This is a genomic window from Paraburkholderia bryophila, from assembly GCF_013409255.1.
In the GTDB taxonomy this organism is placed as follows: Bacteria; Pseudomonadota; Gammaproteobacteria; order Burkholderiales; family Burkholderiaceae; genus Paraburkholderia.
The window spans coordinates 1,444,090-1,464,176 of sequence record NZ_JACCAS010000002.1 but is presented as its reverse complement, the minus strand read 5'-3'; the positions used below and the strand labels follow the sequence as shown (position 1 = coordinate 1,464,176).

The window sequence follows — 20,087 nt, the reverse complement described above, 5'->3', positions numbered from 1 at the left end:
TAGTCTCGAAATGCATCCCGCGCTTGCGCAGTTTCGTCGCCCCGGAGTCACCGCAAGCCCGCGTTGCGCCGGCGATTTGTGTCAGGAATTTCCCGCTGTCGATGCCGCCGATTCAAATTCCCTCGCCATGGAGATTTTCTATGCACGGCGTGACATGGGGAGTTTGGCCGTCGTGGAAGGCGATCGTCCGATCGGACTGATTAACCGCGATATTTTCCTGTCGCAAATGAGCAAGCCGTTTCACCGCGAGCTCTACGACAAGAAAAGCTGTATCGCGTTCATGGACAAGGAGCCGCTCATCGTCGACGCCGACATGAGCATCGAGGCGCTGACGTTCAAGACGGTCGAGGCGGGCAACAAGGCGTTGTCCGACGGCTTCATCGTGACGCGGCAGGGCCGCTTCGTTGGACTGGCGAGCGGCTTCCAGCTATTGGGCGCCGTGGCCGAAGTGCAGGCGGAAAAGAATCGCCAGATCATGCAGAGCATCGAATATGCGAGCGTGATCCAGCAAGCCATGCTGCGTGCTTCGCGCGACGCGCTGTCGTCCATGCTGGCGGACGCCGCGCTGGTATGGGAGCCGCGCGACGTGGTGGGCGGCGACTTCTATCACTTCGCGTCGTTTCCCGATGGATGGTTTTGCGCCGTCGCCGACTGCACCGGCCACGGCGTGCCCGGCGCTTTCATGACGCTGCTTGCATCGGCTTCGCTGTCGCAGGCGCTCGAACGGATCGGGCCGCGCGACCCGGCCGCGCTGCTGGCGGCGGTCAACCGCAACGTCAAGGGCCTGCTTGGCCAGGAACATGGGGCGGGCGAGTCGCCGCAGTCGAACGACGGCCTCGACGCCGCGTTCTTCTGGTTCGACGCGCAATCGCGGCAACTGCATTTTTCCGGCGCACGCATTGCGTTGCATGTTTTGCGGCCGGATGCGGAGGCGTTCGACAGCATGGCCGGCGAACGGATGGGCGTGGGTTACGTTGACAGTCAGGCGGACTACGCGTGGGCGCTGCACACCGTTGAGCTTCCGCCAGGCAGCCTGCTGTTCGTATCAACCGACGGACTGATCGATCAGATCGGCGGTCCGCGAAAAATCGCTTTTGGGAAGCGTCGGGCACTCGGCCTCATTGTCGAGAACCGTGTTCAACCGTTATCCGCCATCTGCGAAGGTCTGCAGCGCGCTTTGGCCGACTGGCAGGGCGCCCAGGCGCGCCGCGATGACGTCACGCTATTTTTTGCTCGCGTTTAGGGTAGTCCATGAACATGTTTGAACTCCTGGAACAGGATGCCGCATTCTTCGAACTCGCTCAGCGGCGCAACCTGATTTTTTATCATAAAGGCTACTTCTCTCACAGCATCGTCGCGGCGATGAGTGAGGTCGTAAAACTGCAACTGGAAGTGGCGGGGGTCAGCGGACCGACCCGGCGCAAATTGTTTTCGTCGTTTATCGAACTTGCGCAGAATATCGTCCACTATTCGTCGGACTCGCTCGTCGAGGGCGGCGTCGAAGGTGGTGCAATTCGCGAGGGCGCGGTGTGCATCAGCACCGAGGGCGAGCGTCATCTCATGCTGTGCATGAATCCGATCGCGACGTCGGCGGTGAGTAATCTGCGCGAAAGGCTCGAGCCGTTGCGCAACATGTCGCTTGAAGAAATCAAGCAGGCTTATAAGCTGACGCTGCGCGCGGATACGCCGGAAGAAAGCAAAGGCGCGGGGCTGGGGTTCCTGACCATGGCGCGCGACGCGAGCGCGCCGCTGGAGTTTGCTTTTTATCCGCGTGGGGATGCCCCGGAAACCACGCTGTTTTGCCTCAAGACCATCATCTGACCCAGTGACGAGTACGCGCCATGGATAATCTTTATATTGCGGCCACGACGACGTCGCCGGAAGTCGATTTTCAATTCGATCAGAACAGGCTGACGTTTCGGGGCGAGTCGTATCCCGAGAATGCGGCCGCGTTTTATGCCCCGATCATCGAGCAGCTTCGCGCCTACCTGGCGGGTTGTCACGACGCCGTGATCACGGTCGAGGTCACGCTCACGTACTTCAACAGTTCGAGCACGAAAATGCTGTTCAGCGTGTTCGATGCGCTGGATCAGGCGGCTTCGGCGGGCAATCAGGTACTCGTGCGGTGGTTCCGCGACGCCGAAGACGAAACCATTCTCGAATTCGGTGAAGAATTGCAGGCCGATTTCACGGCGATCCAGTTTACCGATTGCCCGGTTGCGACATAAGGACGGTTACGGTGGTGTCAACTTCCTCTTCGGACACACCTTCGAACGACGCTCCGGACCTGTTCCGGAACGAGAGCGAGGCGCTGGAGAAGGCCCGCGCGATTCATGCGAATGCCGACGCGGACGCCGTGCAGTCGCGCCTGGCGCTGGCTGAATTGATCGGGCATTTCGAGCGCCTGATGCGCGAAACGCGCCGCCTGATTGGACGCAGCGACCGCGCCGAGCGCGAGATGCACGCGCTGACCCAGCAACTGCAATATCGCGCGACTCACGACGCGTTGACCGATGTGCTGAACCGCAGCGCGGTGATCGAACGGACCATCAAGGCGTTGCGAGTGGATCGCGCCGTGATGATCCTGCTCGACATCGACGAGTTCAAGAAGGTCAACGACGATTTCGGACACCCGGTTGGCGACGCGGTGATTCTTGGTATCGTCGATTGCTTGCGGCGTATTGTCGGTGATCGCGGGGTGATCGGCCGTGTCGGCGGCGAAGAGTTTACCGTGCTGTTGCCGGGGCACAATCTCGCCGACGCCCTGCAATTAGCCGAGAAAATGCGTGCGGCGATCGGGAATCATGTGTTCGCGGCGCCCGTGAATCGTCGCATTACGGCCAGCTTTGGCGTCAGCGCCAATGCGGCGCGGACTGATTTCGACACCGCATACGGCTTAGCGGATTCCGCTTTGTATAAAGCGAAACGCGGAGGGCGCAATTGCGTGGAGTTTGCCGATCAGCAACTGGCCTGCTGACAGTGCCGCGTCCGGAGACACACGACTCAGGTATGCTGGGGTCTTCGGGTTAGCTTCCGTGCAAGGGGAGAATATGCGGCGCGTCGTATTCAATCAGAAAGGTGGCGTAGGTAAATCGACGATCGTGTGCAACCTGGCGGCCATCAGCGCCAGCGAAGGTTTGCGTACGCTGGTGATCGACCTCGATGCGCAGGCGAATTCAAGTCAATACCTGCTCGGCGCCAAGACCAGCGAGGCGCATCCCACCGTTGCCGGCTTCTTTGAAACCGCGCTGACGTTCAGCTTCAAACCCGTGGAAATCACGTCGTTCATTCATCCGACGCCATTCGAGAATCTGGACATCATGCCCGCTCATGCGGACCTGGACGCGTTGCACGGCAAGCTGGAATCGCGCTACAAGATCTACAAGCTGCGCGATGCGCTCAACGAGCTCGATAGGTACGACGCGGTTTATATCGACACGCCGCCGGCGCTGAACTTCTATACCCGCTCCGCGCTGATCGCCGTCGAGCGGTGTCTGATTCCGTTCGACTGTGACGACTTCTCCCGTCGCGCGCTGTACACGTTGCTGGAAAACGTGAAGGAGATCCAGCAGGATCACAACGACGCGCTGGAGGTGGAAGGCATCGTCATCAACCAGTTTCAACCGCGCGCGAGCCTGCCGCAGCAACTGGTCGACGAGCTCGTCGCCGAGGGCCTGCCGGTGCTGGCTTCGCGGCTGTCTTCGTCGGTGAAGATTCGCGAATCGCATCAGCAGGCGAAGCCCGTCATTCACCTCGATCCGGGGCATAAGCTTTCGCAGGAATATCGCGCGTTGCATCGTGAGCTGAGCGAATAGCGGGACGCTTTCGCTTTACTTGAGGTTTAGTTGGCGGGCTCAGGTCCGATCCCGCTCGCGTTTTGCGCGGACTCGGCCAACCACACCAGCTTCTCCATTTTCAGTTGCCCCATGCGCTTCGACGTGAGCCGCGCATCGATCCGGTTCACCACCACCAGATCGAGCGACGGCACGACGACGGCATATTGACCCAAGTGACCATCGGCCCAGAAAGTAGGCCTCAGCAGCGCCGCTTTCGGGCCGCGAGGCCGGCTTGCCGGTACGCTGGTCCACCACATGTAGCCGTAACCGCCGGTCGTCGTGTCCGAATACGATTGCGTCGATTCGGCGACCCATTCAGCCGGCACGATCTGCCGGTCGCGCCAACGGCCATCGTGCAGATACAGCAGCGCGAAACGGGCAAGATCGCGGGCGCTCATGTCGATCAGATAGGCGGGATACCGCGTGGCGAGGCCGCCGGACACATAGTGGCCGTCCGACGGCCGGTAATCCTGCATGCCGATGGGGTTCGCGATCTCCGTCTGAAGCGCCTGGAAAATGTCCTGGCCGGTGGCCTTTGCGTAGATCGCGCCGACTGTGTTGAAGTCCCAGTTGTTGTAATACCAGAACGTACCCGGCGGATGGCTGTAGCGCGGCGGCTTGGTAGCTTGCATCTCCGCCGTTTCGTACACGGACGGGTGATAGACGCCGGAGCGCGCCTCTAGCAGCATGCGCACGGTTGCCTGCTTTTCGGTCGGCGAAAGCGCGGGTTCGTTGTCGTCGACGCCGAGCTGCGCGAGCGTATCGTCGAGGTGCATCTGACCACGTCCGACCGCGATGCCGATTAGTGCGCTTATGAAGCTCTTGCGCGCAGAATAGAGATTGGATCTTCTCGATACGTCACCCCATTCGGCAACGACTACGCCGCTGTGGACGATCATGCCGGACGTCGAACCTTGCTGCTTCGCGTAGGAGACAGCGCGGTCGATACCCTCTTGCGAGAAACCCTGCGTGGCTGGCGGCGCTTGCGTCCAGTCGGCGCTGGGAAATGTGGATTGCGGGTTGGACGCGTCGGGTGAAGGCGCGGATGCTGATACCGACGCCGATGGTTGCTCCGATGCACATGCGCCGAGCATCGATACGAATCCCGCGGTGACAAGCACGCGAGGGATTCCCCATTGCCGAGTCGTTTTGCGCAGGGCTGACGTATTCCCCATCTCTGACATGGTTTGGCTCGCTGTCGGTTCTATGCCTTTTCTTCAACGTCGCCCGATTAAAAATCCGTCGCGGACTAGCGACGGATTTCACCTGGTAGCTTGAACTAACAAGCCAGCAATCCCCGTTTGCGCAACATCGGCGCGGCCTTCGGATCGCGGCCAAGGAACGCGCGGAACGCAGCACGCTGTTCGCGGCTATCCCCGGCGCTATAGACATAACGTTGCAGCTTGTCGGCTAACACCGGTTCAAAGGCGTCGCCGGCTTCTTCGAATGCGTCGAACGCCTCGGCTTCCAGCACTTCCGCCCACATGTAGACGTAGTAGCCCGCGGCATAGTACGCACCGCCAAAAACATGGCCGAAGTGAGGTAAGCGGTGACGCATCCCCACTTCGGGCGGCACGCCGAGACGCTCGCACTCGCGCGCTTCGAAATCGGCAATGTCGATACTCGCGGGGTCTTCGTGCAGATGCAGCGCCATATCGACCAGAGCCGACGACGTATAGGCCACCGTCGTAAACCCCTGATTGAAAGTCTGCGAAGCACGAATGCGCTCGATCAGCGCGGCGGGAATCGGCGCACCGGTCGTCGCGTGGCGTGCGTGCTTTGCCAGCACTTCCGGCACCGTGGCCCAGTTTTCCATGAGCTGCGACGGCAGTTCGACATAGTCTCGTGGCACGCTAGTGCAGGCCAGACGTCCATAAGTCACATCGGACAACAAGCCATGCAGACCATGACCGAATTCATGGAACAGCGTACGGACATCGTCGAAACTGAGCAGCGTGGGGCCGTTGCCCCCGCGCGCGAAATTGTTGTTGTTCACCACGAGCGGAATCGCCTTGCCGCCGTTGCGCGTCTGAGTCCGATAGACGCTCATCCATGCACCGCCCTGCTTGTTCGGCCGCGCAAAGTTATCGCCGAGGAATACGCCGACCAGCTCGTCGCCGCGCCGCACTTCCCACAGGCGTATGTCCGGGTGATACAGCGGCACGCCGGTCTGCTCGACGAAGCGAACCCCGAACAGGCGGCTGGCGCAATCGAACATGGCGTTCAGCATGGCATCGAGGCTGAAGTACGGCTTTACTTCCGCGTCGTCCAGCGCGTAGCGGGCCACGCGCACTTTCTCGGCCAGGTAGTACCAGTCCCACGGTTCGATGTCGGTGGGTTCGCCGAGCGCGGCGGCCTGCGCGACCAGCGCCTGCCGTTCCTGCTCGGCGCTCGCTTTGGCCGGTTCCCAGACCTGGCTGAACAGGTCGTACACGGCGGCGGGTTCGCCGGCCATGCGGTCGGTCAGCGCGTACGTCGCGTAGTTGTCGTAGCCGAGCAGACGTGCCTGTTCCGCGCGCAATATCAGGATTTCGCGTGCCAGCGGGCGGTTGTCCCGCTCGGGCGTTTCGCCACGGCCGGTCCATGCGCGCCATGCGGCTTCGCGCAAATCGCGACGCGTGGACCACGTGAGAAACGGCTGCACCAGTGAACGCGAAAGCGTGATGACGTAGCCTTCGACGCCGCGTTCCTGAGCCGCACTCCGCGCCGACTGGCGAAGAAAATCGGGCAGACCGGCGAGGTCGGCTTCGGTAGTCAGCGGCAATTGGTAACTGGATTCATCGGCTAGGACGTTTTGCGCGAAGTGGGTGTATAGCTCGGCCAGCCGCTCCGCGATTGCAGCGAAGCGCTCACGGGCGGCGCCTTCCAGCGTAGCGCCCGTGCGGACGAAATCGGTATGCAGTCGTTGCAGCAGGCGTTGCTGTTCTTCGTTCAATTCCAGCGTTGCGGCTTGCTGGTGCACCGCGTTCAGTCTGGCAAAGAAGCCGGCATGCATCGAGACCTGGCTGTCATGCGCGGCGAGCAGCGGCGCCATGTCGCGCTCTACTGCCTGCAACGCGGGCGACGATTCCGACGAGCACAGATTTTCAAAGGCCAGACGCACGCGATTCAGCCCTGCGCCGGCGGCGTCGAACGCGACTGCGGTGTTGTCGAATGTCGGGGCGGCCGGATGGGTGGCCAGCGCGTCGATTTCCGCGAGATGCGCCGCGAATACGACGGCGAAAGCCGGCGCAAAATGCTCCGGCTTGATCTGCGCGAAGGGCGGCAGTTGGTAAGGGGTTTGCCAGTCTTGCAACAGCGGGTTGCTGTGGTCGGTCATCGCGATCTGCCTTGTGGGCGTCAGGGTCCAGGAGCTGACATGATAAGACATTGCCGTCGACGGTGAGCGCAAGGAAAGCGATGCTGAAGTGTTTCACTACCGCTACGAATCAGCCCTTCAACGGCAACCAGATTTCCAACCCACCCATGCCGCTGATTGGATCGAATTTCTCGTCATAGCGCTCGAAATGCGGCGCATCCGCCGGTGTGTGTCCCGACGCCGGCAGCCATTGATTCCAGATCGTATTCATGGTTCGACGAATCGTCGACACATGCTCGCGATGGCTAAACACCGCATACCGTTGCGCGGGAATCCGCACGCGGCTGAACTCCGCCGGCAAGGCCGAAAAGTCACTGACCTCGACGCCGCACAGGTAGTCGAAATTGCCGGCTTCGTCGGCGTTGTAGCCGACGCCGTAGGCGACGCCGCCCACCTGTCCCGGCACCTTGCCGAAATAAGCGTTGAAGCGCTGCCACTGCGACGGAATCGCGGTGCTGGTATCGCACGTATAGCGCTCGCCCAAACCGGCGACGAGTAGCGGCTCGCCGTCCACAAAGCGCGGCGGTTCCAGATGCGTGAGAAGAGTTTCGTCCATTTTGATCGGCTCCACGAGTGCAAGGTTGTCGAGATGACCTCGCGCGCGCAACGCTTCGGGCGCGAGCCCGAATTGCTCGCGAAACGCACGCGTGAATGCTTCGTGGGAGCCGTAACCGGCGTCGATCGCGACCGCCAGTATCTCGGGCGCTCCGCCGGCAAGACGCCGTGCGGCTTCGCTCAGACGACGTGCGCGAACGTAGCGCATGACCGAAAGCCCGGTGGCCGCTTCGAAAGCGCGCGCCATGTGAAAGCGCGATACGCAGCCGCAGTCGGCAATGTCGTCGAGCGTCAACGCGTCGGCAAAGTGACTTTCGATAAACCAGAGCGCTTTTCCAACCGGGTCCATATCGGCTCTCACATCAGCATGAAGCCAGCTTAGCTAACCGCGGACGGATCCATTTGATCGGGATTGCGCTTTTGCAACCGTTCAGACGATAGAACTCACGAGTTCTGCGCCGCCGCTTTGCTCTCCGGGACAGATGAATGCGCCGACGGCGCGGCATCGTGTCCCGGTGTTGCGTTCGCGGCAGCTTGCTGCCCCGGACGCAGCAGCAAACCACCCAGCACGCCCGCCGACGCCGCGAAAATCGCGCCGAATAGAAACGCCAGGTGATAGCCGCTGTTGAGCGCCGCCACGGCACCCTGTGATGCCTGCATCGCGTCGCTGCGCGCGGCGGCGAGACTCGCCAGCACCGCGAGACCGAGCGCGCCGCCCATCATGAACGACGTATTGACGATACCGGACGCGAGACCCGAATCGCTCGGGTCGACGTCGCTCATGGCAGCGAGCAGCATGGGATTGAACGCGATGCCGGCGCCGAAGCCGAGCAGGATCATGCCCGGCATCACGTCGACTACGAAACTGCCGCCCACCGGCGCGCGCGCGAACAACGCAAGGCCGCACGCGGCGACCAGCAGGCCGACGGCTAGCGGAATACGCAGACCGAAGCGCATCACCACCCGCGCCGACAGGCCCAGCGAAAAGAAGGCCATGATCAGATTGGCGGGCAGAAAGGCGAGCCCGACCTGCAACGGCCGATAGCCGAGCACACGTTGCAGATACAGCGCCGAGATGAAGAACCACGCGAACATCGCGGCAGCCCACAACACGCCGACAACGTTCGCGGTCGCGACATTGCGCAAGCGGAACAGTCCGAGCGGCATCAACGGATGCTGGACTCGCGCCTCAATCACGAGGAACACGGCGAGCAACGCCAGCGCCGCGAACAGCAACCCGAGCGTCTGCAGGGAGGTCCAGCCGGCCTCGTTGCCGTTCACCACGGCATAGACGGCGAGCATTAGCGACGCCGTAACAGACACGGCGCCCGCCACGTCGAGCCGTTCGCCGTGAGCATGACCGCGCGCGGACGGCAGCAACGCGACGCACAGCGCGTAAACGGCAATGCCGATCGGCAGATTGACGAGAAAGATCCAGTGCCAACTCAGCAGATTGGTCAGCAGTCCGCCGAGCAACACGCCGATACTGCCGCCGCCCGCGCACACGAAGCCGTACACGCCCATGGCTTTGGCGCGCTCGCCGGGTTCGGTGAACAGATTCATGATGAGCGACAGCGACACCGCCGACACGATCGCGCCACCCAAACCCTGCACGGCACGCGCGCAGACCAGCAGCCCCTGCGAGTTCGCCAGGCCGCAAGCGAGCGACGCCAGCGTGAACAGCGTAATGCCGCCGAGAAACAGCTTGCGATGGCCGTATAGATCGCCGAGCCGCCCGCCGAGCAGCAGGCAACCGCCGAAGGTCAGCATGTACGCATTGACCACCCAGACGAGCGACGTTTCGGTAAAGCCGAGATCCGCCGCGATGGACGGCAACGCGACGTTCACGATCGTCGTGTCGAGTACGATCATCAGCACGCCGAGGCACAGAACGATCAGCGCCAGCCAGCGTTGCCTGCCGTGGAGGGAATGGGTCATGCGGGGAACTCCTGTGCCGCTCTCGACCGACTTTTCGGGGGATGCAACCCGGCCGGTTCGCGCGGATAACGGATCGGCCGCCGCTTAACGCAAGAAACGCCGGCAACCCGTTGATGGCAATAGGAATTTCAGTCTAGCACCGGCCACTTTCGCGCCACAACTACGAGTTTCTGGGTGCTGCGCGGATCAGTCGCCGCCGATGATTTCGTACTTGCCGCCGCGTTCCAGCGCACGCTGATAAGCCGGCCGCGCGTGAATGCGCTTGAGGAAGCCGGTGATCGCGGGAATCTGGCCTTCCATGCCGCCGCGCGCGGTGGCAGCTTCGAGCGGAAAGCTCATCTGCACGTCGGCGGCGGTGAAGTCGTTGCCGACGAACCAGCCGGTCGCGCTCAACTCCTTATCGATGTAGCCGAGATGTAACTTCAACTGCGGGTCGATAAAGGTCGATTGCAGCGTCGCGGCGATCTTGCGGGCAATCGGCTTCGCGAAGAATGGCATCGGCGCACCGGCAATGCGCAGCGCCACCAGCTTCAACAGCAGCGGCGGCATGACCGAGCCTTCCGCATAGTGCAGCCAGTACGTGTAGCGCAGATGCTCGGGCGTACCCGGCGCCGGCGCAAAGCGGCCCTGGCCATATTTGCCGATCAGATATTCGATGATCGCGCCCGATTCGGCGACGGTCTGGCCGTCGTCGGTAATAACGGGCGACTTGCCGAGCGGATGCACCGCGCGCAACTCCGGCGGCGCCAGCATGGTTTTCGGGTCGCGCTGGTACCGCTTGATCTCGTACGGAACGCCGAGTTCTTCGAGCAGCCACAACACGCGTTGCGAGCGGGAGTTGTTCAGATGATGGACAGTCAGCATGGGTCGAGGGACGGTAGCCAGTGGAGTGTCACATCATAGGGGTGTTGCGCAGAGGCGGGGCTCTAGTTACGCCTCTGGGTTCGACGACTTGCTGCGTGAGACTTAGGCCATCGAGCGCAACTCGAAGCGTTTGAGCTTGCCGGTTTCGGTGCGCGGCAGCGCGCCGACGAAACTGATCACGCGCGGATATTTATACGGCGCCACGCTGTTTTTCACGAAATCCTGTAACAGAGCGACCAGCTTGTCGTCCGGCTCATAGCCGGAATTGAGCACCACGAACGCCTTGACGATCTGCCCGCGCGTTTCATCGGGCACGCCGATCACGCCGCATTCCGCCACGGCTTCGTGTTGCAACAGCACGCTCTCCACTTCAGGACCGGAGATGTTGTAACCGGCGGAGACGATCATGTCGTCGGCGCGCGCCTGGTAGAACACGTAGCCGTCTTCGTCGAGATAGACCGAATCGCCCGGCAGATTCCAGCCGTCGCGCACGAACTTCTGTTGCCGGTCGTCGGCGAGATAGCGGCAGCCGGTCGGGCCGCGCACCGCGAGTTTGCCGATCGTGCCGGGCGCGACCGGCTGCATGTCGTCGTCGACGGCTTGCACGACGTAACCCGGCACCGCGCGGCCGATCGCATGCGGGCGGATCGTGTCGCCCTGCGCGGAAATGAAAATGTGGATCAGTTCGGTGCCGCCAATGCCGTCGATCATCTCGATGCCGGTCGCGTCGTGCCACAGGCGCCGCGTCGAATCGGGCAAGGCCTCACCCGCCGACACGGTTTTCTTGAGCGTTGAAATGTCGTGATGCGCGACGAGCGGCGCCATCTGCCGATAGAACGTCGGCGCGGTGAACATCACGGTCGCATGAAAACGTTCGACGGTTTGCAGCAGCGTTTCCGGCGTCAGCTTCTCGATCAGCACCGTGGATGCACCCACGCGCAGCGGAAAGCACAACAGCCCGCCGAGCCCGAATGTGAACGCCAGCGGCGGCGTGCCGCAGAAGATATCGCTCGACGTCGGCTTGAGCACATGACGCGGAAACAGATCGCACATGGCCACGACGTCGCGATGAAAGTGCATGCAGCCCTTCGGCGCGCCAGTCGTGCCGCTGGTGAAGGCGATCAGGCAGACGTCGTCGGCGGCGGTATCGCAGGCGGTGAAATCGTCGGGCTTGTTGACCGCCAGCGTGTCGAGCGAATCGGCGGCGTCGTCGTGAAAGAGGCGCGTTTGCTTCAGTCCTGCGCAGTAGAACTCGTCCTGCGGATCGGTGCAGCGCGCCAGTTCCTGGGTGAGGCGCGCGTCGCACAACGCCGCGCCGACCTGCGCTTTCTCGATGATCTGCTTCAGTTCCTTGGCACGCAGCAGCGGCATGGTCGGCACCACGACCAGCCCGGCCTTCAGCGCCGCGAGCGCGGTGACCGCCATATGCAACGTGTTGGGGCCGCGTAGCAGCACCCGGTTGCCGGGCTGCAAACCCATTTCATCGACCAGCACGTGTGCGCTGCGATTCACCAGCGCCAGCAATTCGCCGTACGTCGTGGCGTGCGGCTTGCCGTCCACCTCCGACCAGATTGCCGGATGGTCGGCATGGCCCGCTTCGATGCTTCGGTCGAGCAACTCGGTCGCGCAGTTCAGCCGCGCGGGGTAGGCCACGTCCGGGTTGTCCAGCAGAAAGACAGGCCATTGATCCTGCGGCGGAAGATTGTCGCGCGCGAAGGTGTCGATGTGTGCTGACGGTTCCATCATGGTCTCCGGGGCGGTGTGCCGGCTGAATGCGCTTCGGTGGGCTTTCTCGTGCTGCGTTTGCGTGTTGCTTCCGTATGCGGCGTACGGCGTTACTGCGGAATCACCGCGGTCGCTTCAATCTCGACCTTGGCTTCGTCTTCGATCAGCGCGACGACCTGCACCGCGCTCATCGCGATGTCGTAGTCGCCGATCAGCTCGCGAAACGCACGGCCAATGTCTTTCAGCGCCGCGAGATACTCGCGTTTGTCCGTGACGTACCACGTCATTCGCACCAGGTGCGCCGGTGTGCCGCCCGCTTCGTGCAGCACGGCCACCACGTTCTTGAGCGCCTGGATGGCTTGCGCCGCGAAGTCGCTGGTCTGGAAACGCGCCTGTTCGTCCCAGCCGATCTGGCCGGCAATGAACACCTGCGTGCCGGTGGCCGCGACGCCGTTCGCGTAGCCACGCGGTTTGATCCAACCGGCGGGGAGAAGAGCTTTTTTCATGAGCGATGCGCCTCGATGGAGTCGGGCTGAGGGGCGAACGCCGCGAGCGCGCTCGCGATGTCCGGGGGAATGTCGATAGAGACGCCGCGGTCGAGCGAGGTCGTCACCAGCACCTGTTTCGCGCGGAAACGGGTTTCACCGTTGCAATGGCCGACAATCTCGATGGAGATCGAACGCTGGCCGATTGCCGCGACGTTCAGCGTGAGCGTGATTGTTTCGCCCATCTGGCTCGGCCGCGAAAACTCGCAGTCGAGTTTGACGATGGGCAGACCGACGCGCCGCTGACTGATCATCTGCGCGTAGTCGACGTGCAAGCCTTCGTTGAACCAGTCCTCGACCAGCGCGTTGGTCATCACCAGGTACTGCGGAAAGAACACGATGCCCGCCGGGTCGCAGTGCGAGAAGCGGATACGCACGGGCCTTTCGAAGGACGCGTTCATTTCGTGTCGCCCCGGCCGGCTTCAGCGGCATGCGCTTTCAACAGATCGCGGCCGATAATCAACTGCTGCACCTCGGTCGCGCCTTCGTAAATGCGCAGCGCACGAATCTCGCGATACAGCATCTCGACCGCGGTGCCGCTCTGCACGCCCATGCCGCCGAACAGTTGCACGGCCGCGTCGATCACCTGCTGCGCGCCTTCGCTTGCCTGCCACTTCGCCATGGCGGCTTCGCGCGTGACGTTTGCGCCCTGATCGCGCAACCAGGCGGCGCGGTAGACGAGCAGCGCGCTGCTGTCGATCGTCAACGCCATCTGCGCGAGCTTGGCTTGCGTCAGCTGAAAATCGCCGAGCGTCTGCCCGAACATCTTGCGCGACGAAGCGCGAGCGAGGCCTTCCGCCATGGCATGACGCGCGAATCCCAGCGACGCGGCCGCCACCGACGTGCGGAAAATATCCAGCGTGCGCATCGCGAGTTTGAAACCCTCGCCAGGCGCGCCGAGCATCTGGCTGCGCGGCACGCGTGCACCCGCGAAATGCAGACGCGCGAGCGGATGCGGCGCGATCACGTCGATACGTTCGGCGATTTCAAGCCCCGGCGTGTCCGCGTCGACGATAAACGCGGTGATGCCGCGCGCGCCCGGCGCTTCGCCGGTTCTGGCGAACACCACGTAGAAATTGGCGATGCCGCCGTTCGAGATCCACGTCTTGTCGCCGTCGAGCACGTAAGCGTCGCCGTCTTCGCGAGCGGAGAGCGCCATTGCGGCGACGTCCGAGCCGGCCTCGGGCTCCGACAACGCGAACGCGGCGAGCGCCGTGCCGTTGGCTACGCGCGGCAAGTAGCGGGTTTTTTGTTCATGCGTGCCGCCAAGCGAAATGGCGCCCGAACCGAGGCCTTGCATTGCCAACGCGAAGTCCGCGAGACCCGAATGTTTGGCGAGCGTTTCGCGCAGCAGACAGACGGCGCGCGTGTCGATCGTATCGCCGTGGCCGCCGTAGGCCACGCCGCCCACGCCGTATTTCAGCCAGCCGGCCGCGCCGAGTTCACGCACCAGGTGGCGGCAGGTGGCGTCGACGTCGTCGTGCGATTCATGGCCGAGATTCGCCCGGCACCATGTTTCGATACCCGTGGCCAATTCGCGGTGACGCGGCTCGAAGAACGGCCACGCCAACGCGCTATGCAGATCCGTATGGTTATCGGCGCTCAATTCAATCTCCTTCGAACACCGGACGCGATTTCGCGGCAAACGCGCTGTACGCGCGTTCGAAGTCGCGCGTGCTCATGCAGATCGCCTGCGCTTGCGCTTCCGATTCGATTGCTTCGTCGATGCTCATGCTCCATTCCTGGTGCAGCATCTTCTTCGTGATGCCGTGCGCGAAGGTTGGGCCGGCGACCAGATCGGCGGCGAGCTTCTGCGCGTCTTCAAGCAGCGCGGCGGGTTCGCACAGGCGGTTGTAGAAACCCCATGCGTGACCTTCGTCACCGCTTGCCGAGCGACCGGTGAACAGCAATTCGGCGGCGCGGCCTTGACCGATGATGCGCGGCAGCATCGCGCAAGCGCCCATATCGCAGCCGGCCAGGCCGACGCGCGAGAACAGAAACGCGAGCTTGCTGCGCGCGGTGCCCAGGCGCATATCGGACGACATCGCGAGGATCGCGCCCGCGCCGGCGCAGATACCATCGACGGCGGCGATGATCGGTTGCGGGCAATGGCGCATGGCTTTGACGAGGTCGCCGGTCATGCGCGTGAAGAGCAGCAATTCCGGCATCGGCAGATCGATCAGCGGCGCGATGATGTCGTGTACGTCGCCACCGGAGCAGAAATTGTCGCCTGCGCCGTGAATCACCACGGCCTTGATGTCGGTCGCGTAGCTCAGTTGGCGGAACAGGTCGCGCAACTCCGCATACGACTCGAAGGTCAGCGGGTTCTTGCGTTCGGGACGGTTCAGCGTGATCGTCGCGACCTTATCGGCGACGTGCCAGCCGAAGTGCTGAGCTTCGTAACCGGCGAGCGTCAAACGGTTGCCGGCTAGCAGCGCGTCGGCGTTGGATCGTGTCATGGGTGTCTCCAGGGTCGGCGGTGCGGTTCAGTCTTTCAGCGTGTCGAGCAAATGTTGCTTGAGCTTGCCGAGACGTTCATGGGTCCGCGATTTTTCGTCGAGGCTCAGGCCGCCGAACAGTTCGACCACCCACTGTTCGTGCGCGACCGCCATCCGGTCGAACGCTTTTCGGCCGGCGGGCGTCAGGCACACGCTGATCGAACGGCGATCGTTCGGATCGTTGTCGCGCGAAACGAGCCCTTCTTTTTCGAGCTGGTCCGTAATGCCGGTGACGTTGCCGCCCGTCACCATCAAACGGCGCGACAGCTCGGTCATCTTCAGGCCTTCGGGATGACGCTCGAGTTGCGCCATCAGATCGAAACGCGGCAACGTGGTGTCGAATTCGGTACGCAAGCGCTTGCGCAGTTCGGCCTGCACGAGGTTGGTGGTGGTCAGCATGCGCAGCCACAAACGCAAACCCATGTGGCTATCGGCGCCCGTACTCATTTCGAGGTCCACGACGTTCTCCGCGGGTTTGGCGACGCCTTTGCGCGGCGGTTTCGACTCGCTCGCCGCGGTTTTCTTGAGGTTCGTTGACTTGGTCACATGACTTCTCCACCGGAGATGGACAGGGATTGCCCCGTGATCGCGTCCGAGCCCGGCTGACACAGCCAGAGCACGGCGTCGGCGACTTGTTGCGGACTCACGAAGCGACGTTGCGGATTCGAACGCAGCAAGGTGTCGCGCGCCTGCTGTTCGGTGCGCGAGGTCTTGCTGGTGATCTGTTCGAGCGATGCGTGCAGCAGTTCGGTTTCCGTGTAGCCGGGGCAGACGGCGTTGACGGTGATGCCTTTGGTCGCGACTTCGAGCGCGAGCGAGCGGGTCAGGCCGATCACGCCGTGTTTGGCGGCGCAATACGCGGCCACGTAGGCGTAGCCGATTTGTCCCGCCGTACTCGCGACGTTGACGATGCGCCCATGGCCACGTTCGAGCATGCCGGGCAGCACCGCGCGCGTGCCGAGAAACACGCCGGTGAGGTTCACGTCGAGCATGCGCTGCCACAGCGCCATGTCGGTATGCGTGAACGGCGCGGCTTGTGCCTGACCGGCGTTGTTGACGAGGATGTCCACCGCGCCCGCTTGAGCGAACGCATTCGCGACAGACTCTTCCTGCGTGACATCCACGCTGATGCAGGTCACGTCGCCGAGCGCCTGGCATTGTTCCCGCTGTGCCGCTAGCCGTTCCGCGTTGCGGCCCATCAGGGTGACACGCGCACCGGCGCGCAGCAGCGTTTGCGCTACAGCCGCGCCGATGCCGCTGCCGCCGCCGGTCACCACCGCATGTTGTCCTGCGAGCGTTGTCGAGTTGTGAGTTGCCGTATTCACGTGGTGCCCTCCGCGCGTTGCGCGCGTTCTTGCGGCGAAAGACCGGCGTTCGCCGCCGCTTGAGCGCGCTCGCGTTCCAGATTGCGTTCGAGTTGGGACTTCGCCGCCGTGTAGGGCTTCGGCCACATCACATCGAAATAGCCTATTTTTGCGGCCTCGTTCAGCGTCCACGCCGGATTCGCCAAGTGCGGGCGCGCTATCGCGCACAGATCCGCACGGCCCGCCGCGATGATGCTGTTGACGTGATCCGCTTCGGAGATCGCGCCGACCGCGATCGTCGCGATGCCGGCTTCGTTACGCACGCGGTCGGCGAACGGCGTCTGGAACATGCGGCCGTAGACCGGCTTTTCCGCTTTGCTGACCTGACCCGACGAGACGTCGATCATGTCGGCGCCGGCGGCTTTGAAGGCGCGGGCGATTTGCACGGCGTCGTCGGGTGTCGTGCCGCCTTCGACCCAGTCGTTCGCGGAAATCCGTACGGAAATCGGCTTGTCTTGCGGCCACACCGCGCGGATCGCTTTGAAGATTTGCAGCGGATAGCGCAGGCGGTTTTCAAGCGAGCCGCCGTATTCGTCGGTACGCTGGTTGGTGAGCGGCGACAGGAAGCTCGACAGGAAATAGCCGTGCGCGCAGTGCAATTCGAGCCAATCGAAACCGGCTTCGGCGGACATTTGCGTAGCGCGGACGAATTGCGCTTCGATCTCGCGCAGTTCGTCAGGTGTGGCTTCGTGCGAATGCTGGCTGACTCCCGGCAGATACTGTTGCGGCGACGCCGAGACCAGCGGCCAGTTGCCGTCGGCAAGCGGTTGATCGATGCCTTCCCACGCAATACGTGTCGAGCCTTTCGCGCCGGAATGGCCGAGCTGAATGCCGATCTTCGCATCCGACTGACCATGCACAAGGTCGACAATGCGCTTCCACGCGCTCAGATGTTCCTGCGCATACATGCCGGGACAGGCGGGCGTGATACGCGCTTCGGGCGACACGCAGGTCATTTCCGTCATGACGAGCGCAGCGCCGCCCATGGCGCGCGCGCCGAGGTGCATCAGGTGATAGTCGCCGGCAATACCGTCGACGGCCGAGTATTGCGCCATCGGCGATACGACAACACGGTTCTTCAGCGTCACGCCGCGCAGTCTGAAAGGCGTGAACATCGGCGGAACGGAATGTTTTTCGGGCGCGCGTTGAACGCCGGAACGCTCGGCGAGCCAGTCTTCGAATCCCGACAGATAGCTCGCGTCGCGTTCGCGCAGATTTTCGTGCGAGATGCGCTGCGAGCGCGTGAGCAGCGAATACGCGAACTGTTCCGGCTCGAACGCCGTGTAACGGTCGACGTGCTCGAACCATTCGGTCGAATTGCGCGCGGCGTTCTGAATCCGCAGGACGTCGATGCTGCGTACGTCGGTGTAGTGCTGCAACGCGGCGGGCAAGTCACCCGGATGTGCGCCGATGCTGTTGGCGAGTTCGATCGAATCTTCAAGCGCGAGCTTGGTGCCCGAGCCGATCGAGAAATGCGCAGTGTGCGCGGCGTCGCCCATCAGCACGACCGGCGTTTGCGAGCCGTCTGCGTTGTCGCGCCAGTGAACCCATTCTTCGTTGACGACGCGCGGAAAGCGGATCCATTGCGACGACCCGCGCAAATGCGCGGCGTTCGACAGCAGCGGGTTGCCGTCCAGATACTTGGCGAACAGTTTTTCGCAGAAGACGATGCTGTCTTCCTTGCTCATTTCGTCGAGACCGGCGGCGCGCCACACGCGCTCCGGCGTTTCGACAATGAACGTGGAGGTCTCATCGTCGAAGCGATACGCGTGGGCCTGGAACCAGCCGAATTCGGTTTCTTCGAACGCGAAGGTGAAGGCGTCGAACAGCTTTTTGGTGCCGAGCCAGACGAAGCGGCAATCGCGCGTGTCGATGGTGGGCTGGTAGGTGGTGGTGTACTTCTGGCGGACCGCGCTGTTGGCGCCGTCGCAGGCGACGATCAGGTCGGCTTCGTAGACGGTGTCGTCCGTGACCTGGGTTTCGAACACCAGTTTGACGCCGAGCGCTTCACAGCGCGCCTGCAGGATATTCAACAGACGCTTACGGCCGATACCGCAGAAGCCGTGGCCCGACGAGCGGACCTGCTCGCCGCGGAAATTGATCTCGATGTCGTCCCAGTGGTTGAACGCGTCGAGGATCGCGTCGGCGCTGGGCGCGTCTGCCGCGCGCAGGTTGCCGAGCGTCTGGTCGGAGAACACCACGCCCCAGCCGAAGGTGTCGTACGGGCGGTTGCGCTCCACGACGGTGACTTCGTACGCCGGGTTCCGGCCCTTCATCAACAGGCCAAAGTACAACCCGGCCGGGCCGCCGCCAATACAGACGATGCGCATGCTTGTTCTCCAAGAAGGATTCCGCTTGGAGATAATTTAGGCCTAGATAGTTTAGATGTCAAGTAAATGTCGGTGGGCGAGGCTCGTGGTCTGAACTTTGTTGATCGGAAGAAATAAAGTCGGTCGGGGTGAAATATAGACGGTCGAAGTGATCCGAGAGAACGAAGTCAGGCATGGCAGCCTCGCTGCCCGACGCGGAAGGGGGACGCTGACTGGATGAAGTGGAGAATCGGCGGAATCTGGCGAAGTCGGTGACGGTGGAGGTTATCGAGCACCTAACGGTCTGCGTGTTGGGGAGCACTATTAGTTTTGATTAATGTGCGCTATCAGTTTCGGTTAGCGGTCACAGAAATTCACCCCGAAACGCCCGCGTGGCAACGGTTAACCGAAACTAATAGGTCGAGAAATCGTGGAATCTGGCGAAGTCGGTGACGGTGGACGTTGCCGAGCACTTGGCAGTCTGATTTGCAAAGGTGGATTAGTTTTATTTACGCTGCCGTGAAAAAGTTTTATTTACGGGGTAGCTGAACCCTTGGAAGCCTTAGCCGGCGGGGCGTATAACAAACTAATCGACGAAAGGCGCTGGAGCGATTCCAGCGCCTTTTTCTTTGCTAGGAGCACATCAAAAACCGTCGGCGTTGTTGTATTCGGTGCCCGAGGTGAGGCCCACTGTTACATTCGGCTAGGGGGAACTTTCAGTTTCAGTTAGTAGTGGCTCCCTGCAGTCTCTAAGCCCTTGATGGGGAGGGTTAGCCGGAAGAAGTGACCTATTCCCATGATGGCTCACTAAAGCGCTCGCTTGACTCCACAAGGCTGCAGCAACAGCCACTCCACCGCCCCGGCCGGATAATCCTCCGGCCACCCCCCCTTGCCAGCAATTCGACCGCCGCTCGCATCTCCGCGACGGCATCCACAGCATCCCGCATCGCCGTCTGTCTCATTCCCGGCCCGTCGCCTTTCGGCCCGACACCGCTCGTCCTTACGCTCTCCACTCTCATTGTTTCCAGCACCGACTGCGCGCAAGAAAGCCGGTCAAGCGCGCGCTGAATCCATTAGACCATCTCGTCGCTAAGC

General features: G+C 62.4%; 18 protein-coding genes. 5 read left to right on the top strand and 13 right to left on the bottom strand.

All coding sequences use genetic code 11. The annotated features are described in order from the left end of the window. Positions 1 to 127: 127 nt before the first annotated feature. From GGD40_RS27680 to GGD40_RS27660, 5 genes are all read left to right on the top strand, one after another. Positions 128 to 1,243 carry a SpoIIE family protein phosphatase gene (locus GGD40_RS27680; RefSeq protein ID WP_257030608.1) on the top strand — a complete coding sequence of 372 codons (1,116 nt, stop codon included), beginning with the start codon at positions 128 to 130 and terminating at the stop codon, positions 1,241 to 1,243. A gap of 14 nt (positions 1,244 to 1,257) precedes the next feature. Next, positions 1,258 to 1,821, top strand: a complete 564-nt coding sequence (locus GGD40_RS27675; protein ID WP_179713933.1) for a SiaB family protein kinase — start codon at positions 1,258 to 1,260, stop codon at positions 1,819 to 1,821. A gap of 20 nt (positions 1,822 to 1,841) precedes the next feature. After that, entirely contained in the window at positions 1,842 to 2,228 is a 387-nt protein-coding gene (locus GGD40_RS27670; protein ID WP_179711465.1) for a DUF1987 domain-containing protein, read from the top strand. 11 nt (positions 2,229 to 2,239) lie between these two features. Then, positions 2,240 to 2,977 carry a GGDEF domain-containing protein gene (locus GGD40_RS27665; protein WP_179745811.1) on the top strand — a complete coding sequence of 246 codons (738 nt, stop codon included), beginning with the start codon at positions 2,240 to 2,242 and terminating at the stop codon, positions 2,975 to 2,977. Positions 2,978 to 3,050: 73 nt separating this feature from the next. Next, positions 3,051 to 3,815 carry a ParA family protein gene (locus GGD40_RS27660; RefSeq protein ID WP_179711469.1) on the top strand — a complete coding sequence of 255 codons (765 nt, stop codon included), beginning with the start codon at positions 3,051 to 3,053 and terminating at the stop codon, positions 3,813 to 3,815. Between the two features lie 26 nt (positions 3,816 to 3,841). Here GGD40_RS27660 and GGD40_RS27655 read toward each other — a convergent pair whose 3' ends face one another. The 13 genes from GGD40_RS27655 to GGD40_RS27595 all read right to left on the bottom strand — a co-directional run bounded on the left by GGD40_RS27655 (position 3,842) and on the right by GGD40_RS27595 (position 19,013). Beyond that, positions 3,842 to 4,735 carry a serine hydrolase domain-containing protein gene (locus GGD40_RS27655; RefSeq protein ID WP_257030727.1) on the bottom strand — a complete coding sequence of 298 codons (894 nt, stop codon included), beginning with the start codon at positions 4,733 to 4,735 and terminating at the stop codon, positions 3,842 to 3,844. A 380-nt stretch (positions 4,736 to 5,115) separates the two neighbouring features. Beyond that, positions 5,116 to 7,155, bottom strand: coding sequence for a M3 family metallopeptidase (locus GGD40_RS27650; RefSeq protein ID WP_179745809.1), 2,040 nt, complete (start codon positions 7,153 to 7,155; stop codon positions 5,116 to 5,118). 109 nt (positions 7,156 to 7,264) lie between these two features. Beyond that, a complete protein-coding gene (locus GGD40_RS27645; RefSeq protein ID WP_179745808.1) occupies positions 7,265 to 8,098 on the bottom strand; it encodes an AraC family transcriptional regulator in 834 nt (277 codons plus the stop codon). 95 nt (positions 8,099 to 8,193) lie between these two features. After that, positions 8,194 to 9,687 (bottom strand): DHA2 family efflux MFS transporter permease subunit, encoded by a 1,494-nt coding sequence (locus GGD40_RS27640; protein WP_179745807.1) that lies wholly within the window; start codon positions 9,685 to 9,687, stop codon positions 8,194 to 8,196. A gap of 186 nt (positions 9,688 to 9,873) precedes the next feature. After that, positions 9,874 to 10,551 carry a glutathione S-transferase gene (locus tag GGD40_RS27635; RefSeq protein WP_179711478.1) on the bottom strand — a complete coding sequence of 226 codons (678 nt, stop codon included), beginning with the start codon at positions 10,549 to 10,551 and terminating at the stop codon, positions 9,874 to 9,876. 102 nt (positions 10,552 to 10,653) lie between these two features. After that, positions 10,654 to 12,294, bottom strand: coding sequence for an AMP-binding protein (locus GGD40_RS27630; RefSeq protein WP_179713934.1), 1,641 nt, complete (start codon positions 12,292 to 12,294; stop codon positions 10,654 to 10,656). A 92-nt stretch (positions 12,295 to 12,386) separates the two neighbouring features. After that, positions 12,387 to 12,782, bottom strand: coding sequence for a RidA family protein (locus GGD40_RS27625; RefSeq protein ID WP_179711480.1), 396 nt, complete (start codon positions 12,780 to 12,782; stop codon positions 12,387 to 12,389). After that, complete coding sequence (locus GGD40_RS27620) at positions 12,779 to 13,222, bottom strand: acyl-CoA thioesterase (RefSeq protein ID WP_179711482.1); 444 nt, start codon at positions 13,220 to 13,222, stop codon at positions 12,779 to 12,781. Before GGD40_RS27620 ends, GGD40_RS27625 begins: the two co-directional genes overlap by 4 nt. Continuing rightward, positions 13,219 to 14,427 carry an acyl-CoA dehydrogenase family protein gene (locus GGD40_RS27615; protein ID WP_179745806.1) on the bottom strand — a complete coding sequence of 403 codons (1,209 nt, stop codon included), beginning with the start codon at positions 14,425 to 14,427 and terminating at the stop codon, positions 13,219 to 13,221. Before GGD40_RS27615 ends, GGD40_RS27620 begins: the two co-directional genes overlap by 4 nt. Before the next feature lies 1 nt (position 14,428). Continuing rightward, a complete protein-coding gene (locus GGD40_RS27610) occupies positions 14,429 to 15,280 on the bottom strand; it encodes an enoyl-CoA hydratase family protein (protein ID WP_179745805.1) in 852 nt (283 codons plus the stop codon). Positions 15,281 to 15,307: 27 nt separating this feature from the next. Then, positions 15,308 to 15,865 (bottom strand): MarR family winged helix-turn-helix transcriptional regulator, encoded by a 558-nt coding sequence (locus GGD40_RS27605; RefSeq protein WP_179745804.1) that lies wholly within the window; start codon positions 15,863 to 15,865, stop codon positions 15,308 to 15,310. Further along, on the bottom strand, positions 15,862 to 16,644 hold the full coding sequence (locus GGD40_RS27600; protein ID WP_179745803.1) for an SDR family NAD(P)-dependent oxidoreductase: 783 nt from the start codon (positions 16,642 to 16,644) through the stop codon (positions 15,862 to 15,864). The genes GGD40_RS27605 and GGD40_RS27600 overlap by 4 nt, the downstream gene beginning before the upstream one ends. Next, complete coding sequence (locus GGD40_RS27595; protein WP_179745802.1) at positions 16,641 to 19,013, bottom strand: bifunctional salicylyl-CoA 5-hydroxylase/oxidoreductase; 2,373 nt, start codon at positions 19,011 to 19,013, stop codon at positions 16,641 to 16,643. The genes GGD40_RS27600 and GGD40_RS27595 overlap by 4 nt, the downstream gene beginning before the upstream one ends. Positions 19,014 to 20,087: the final 1,074 nt, after the last annotated feature.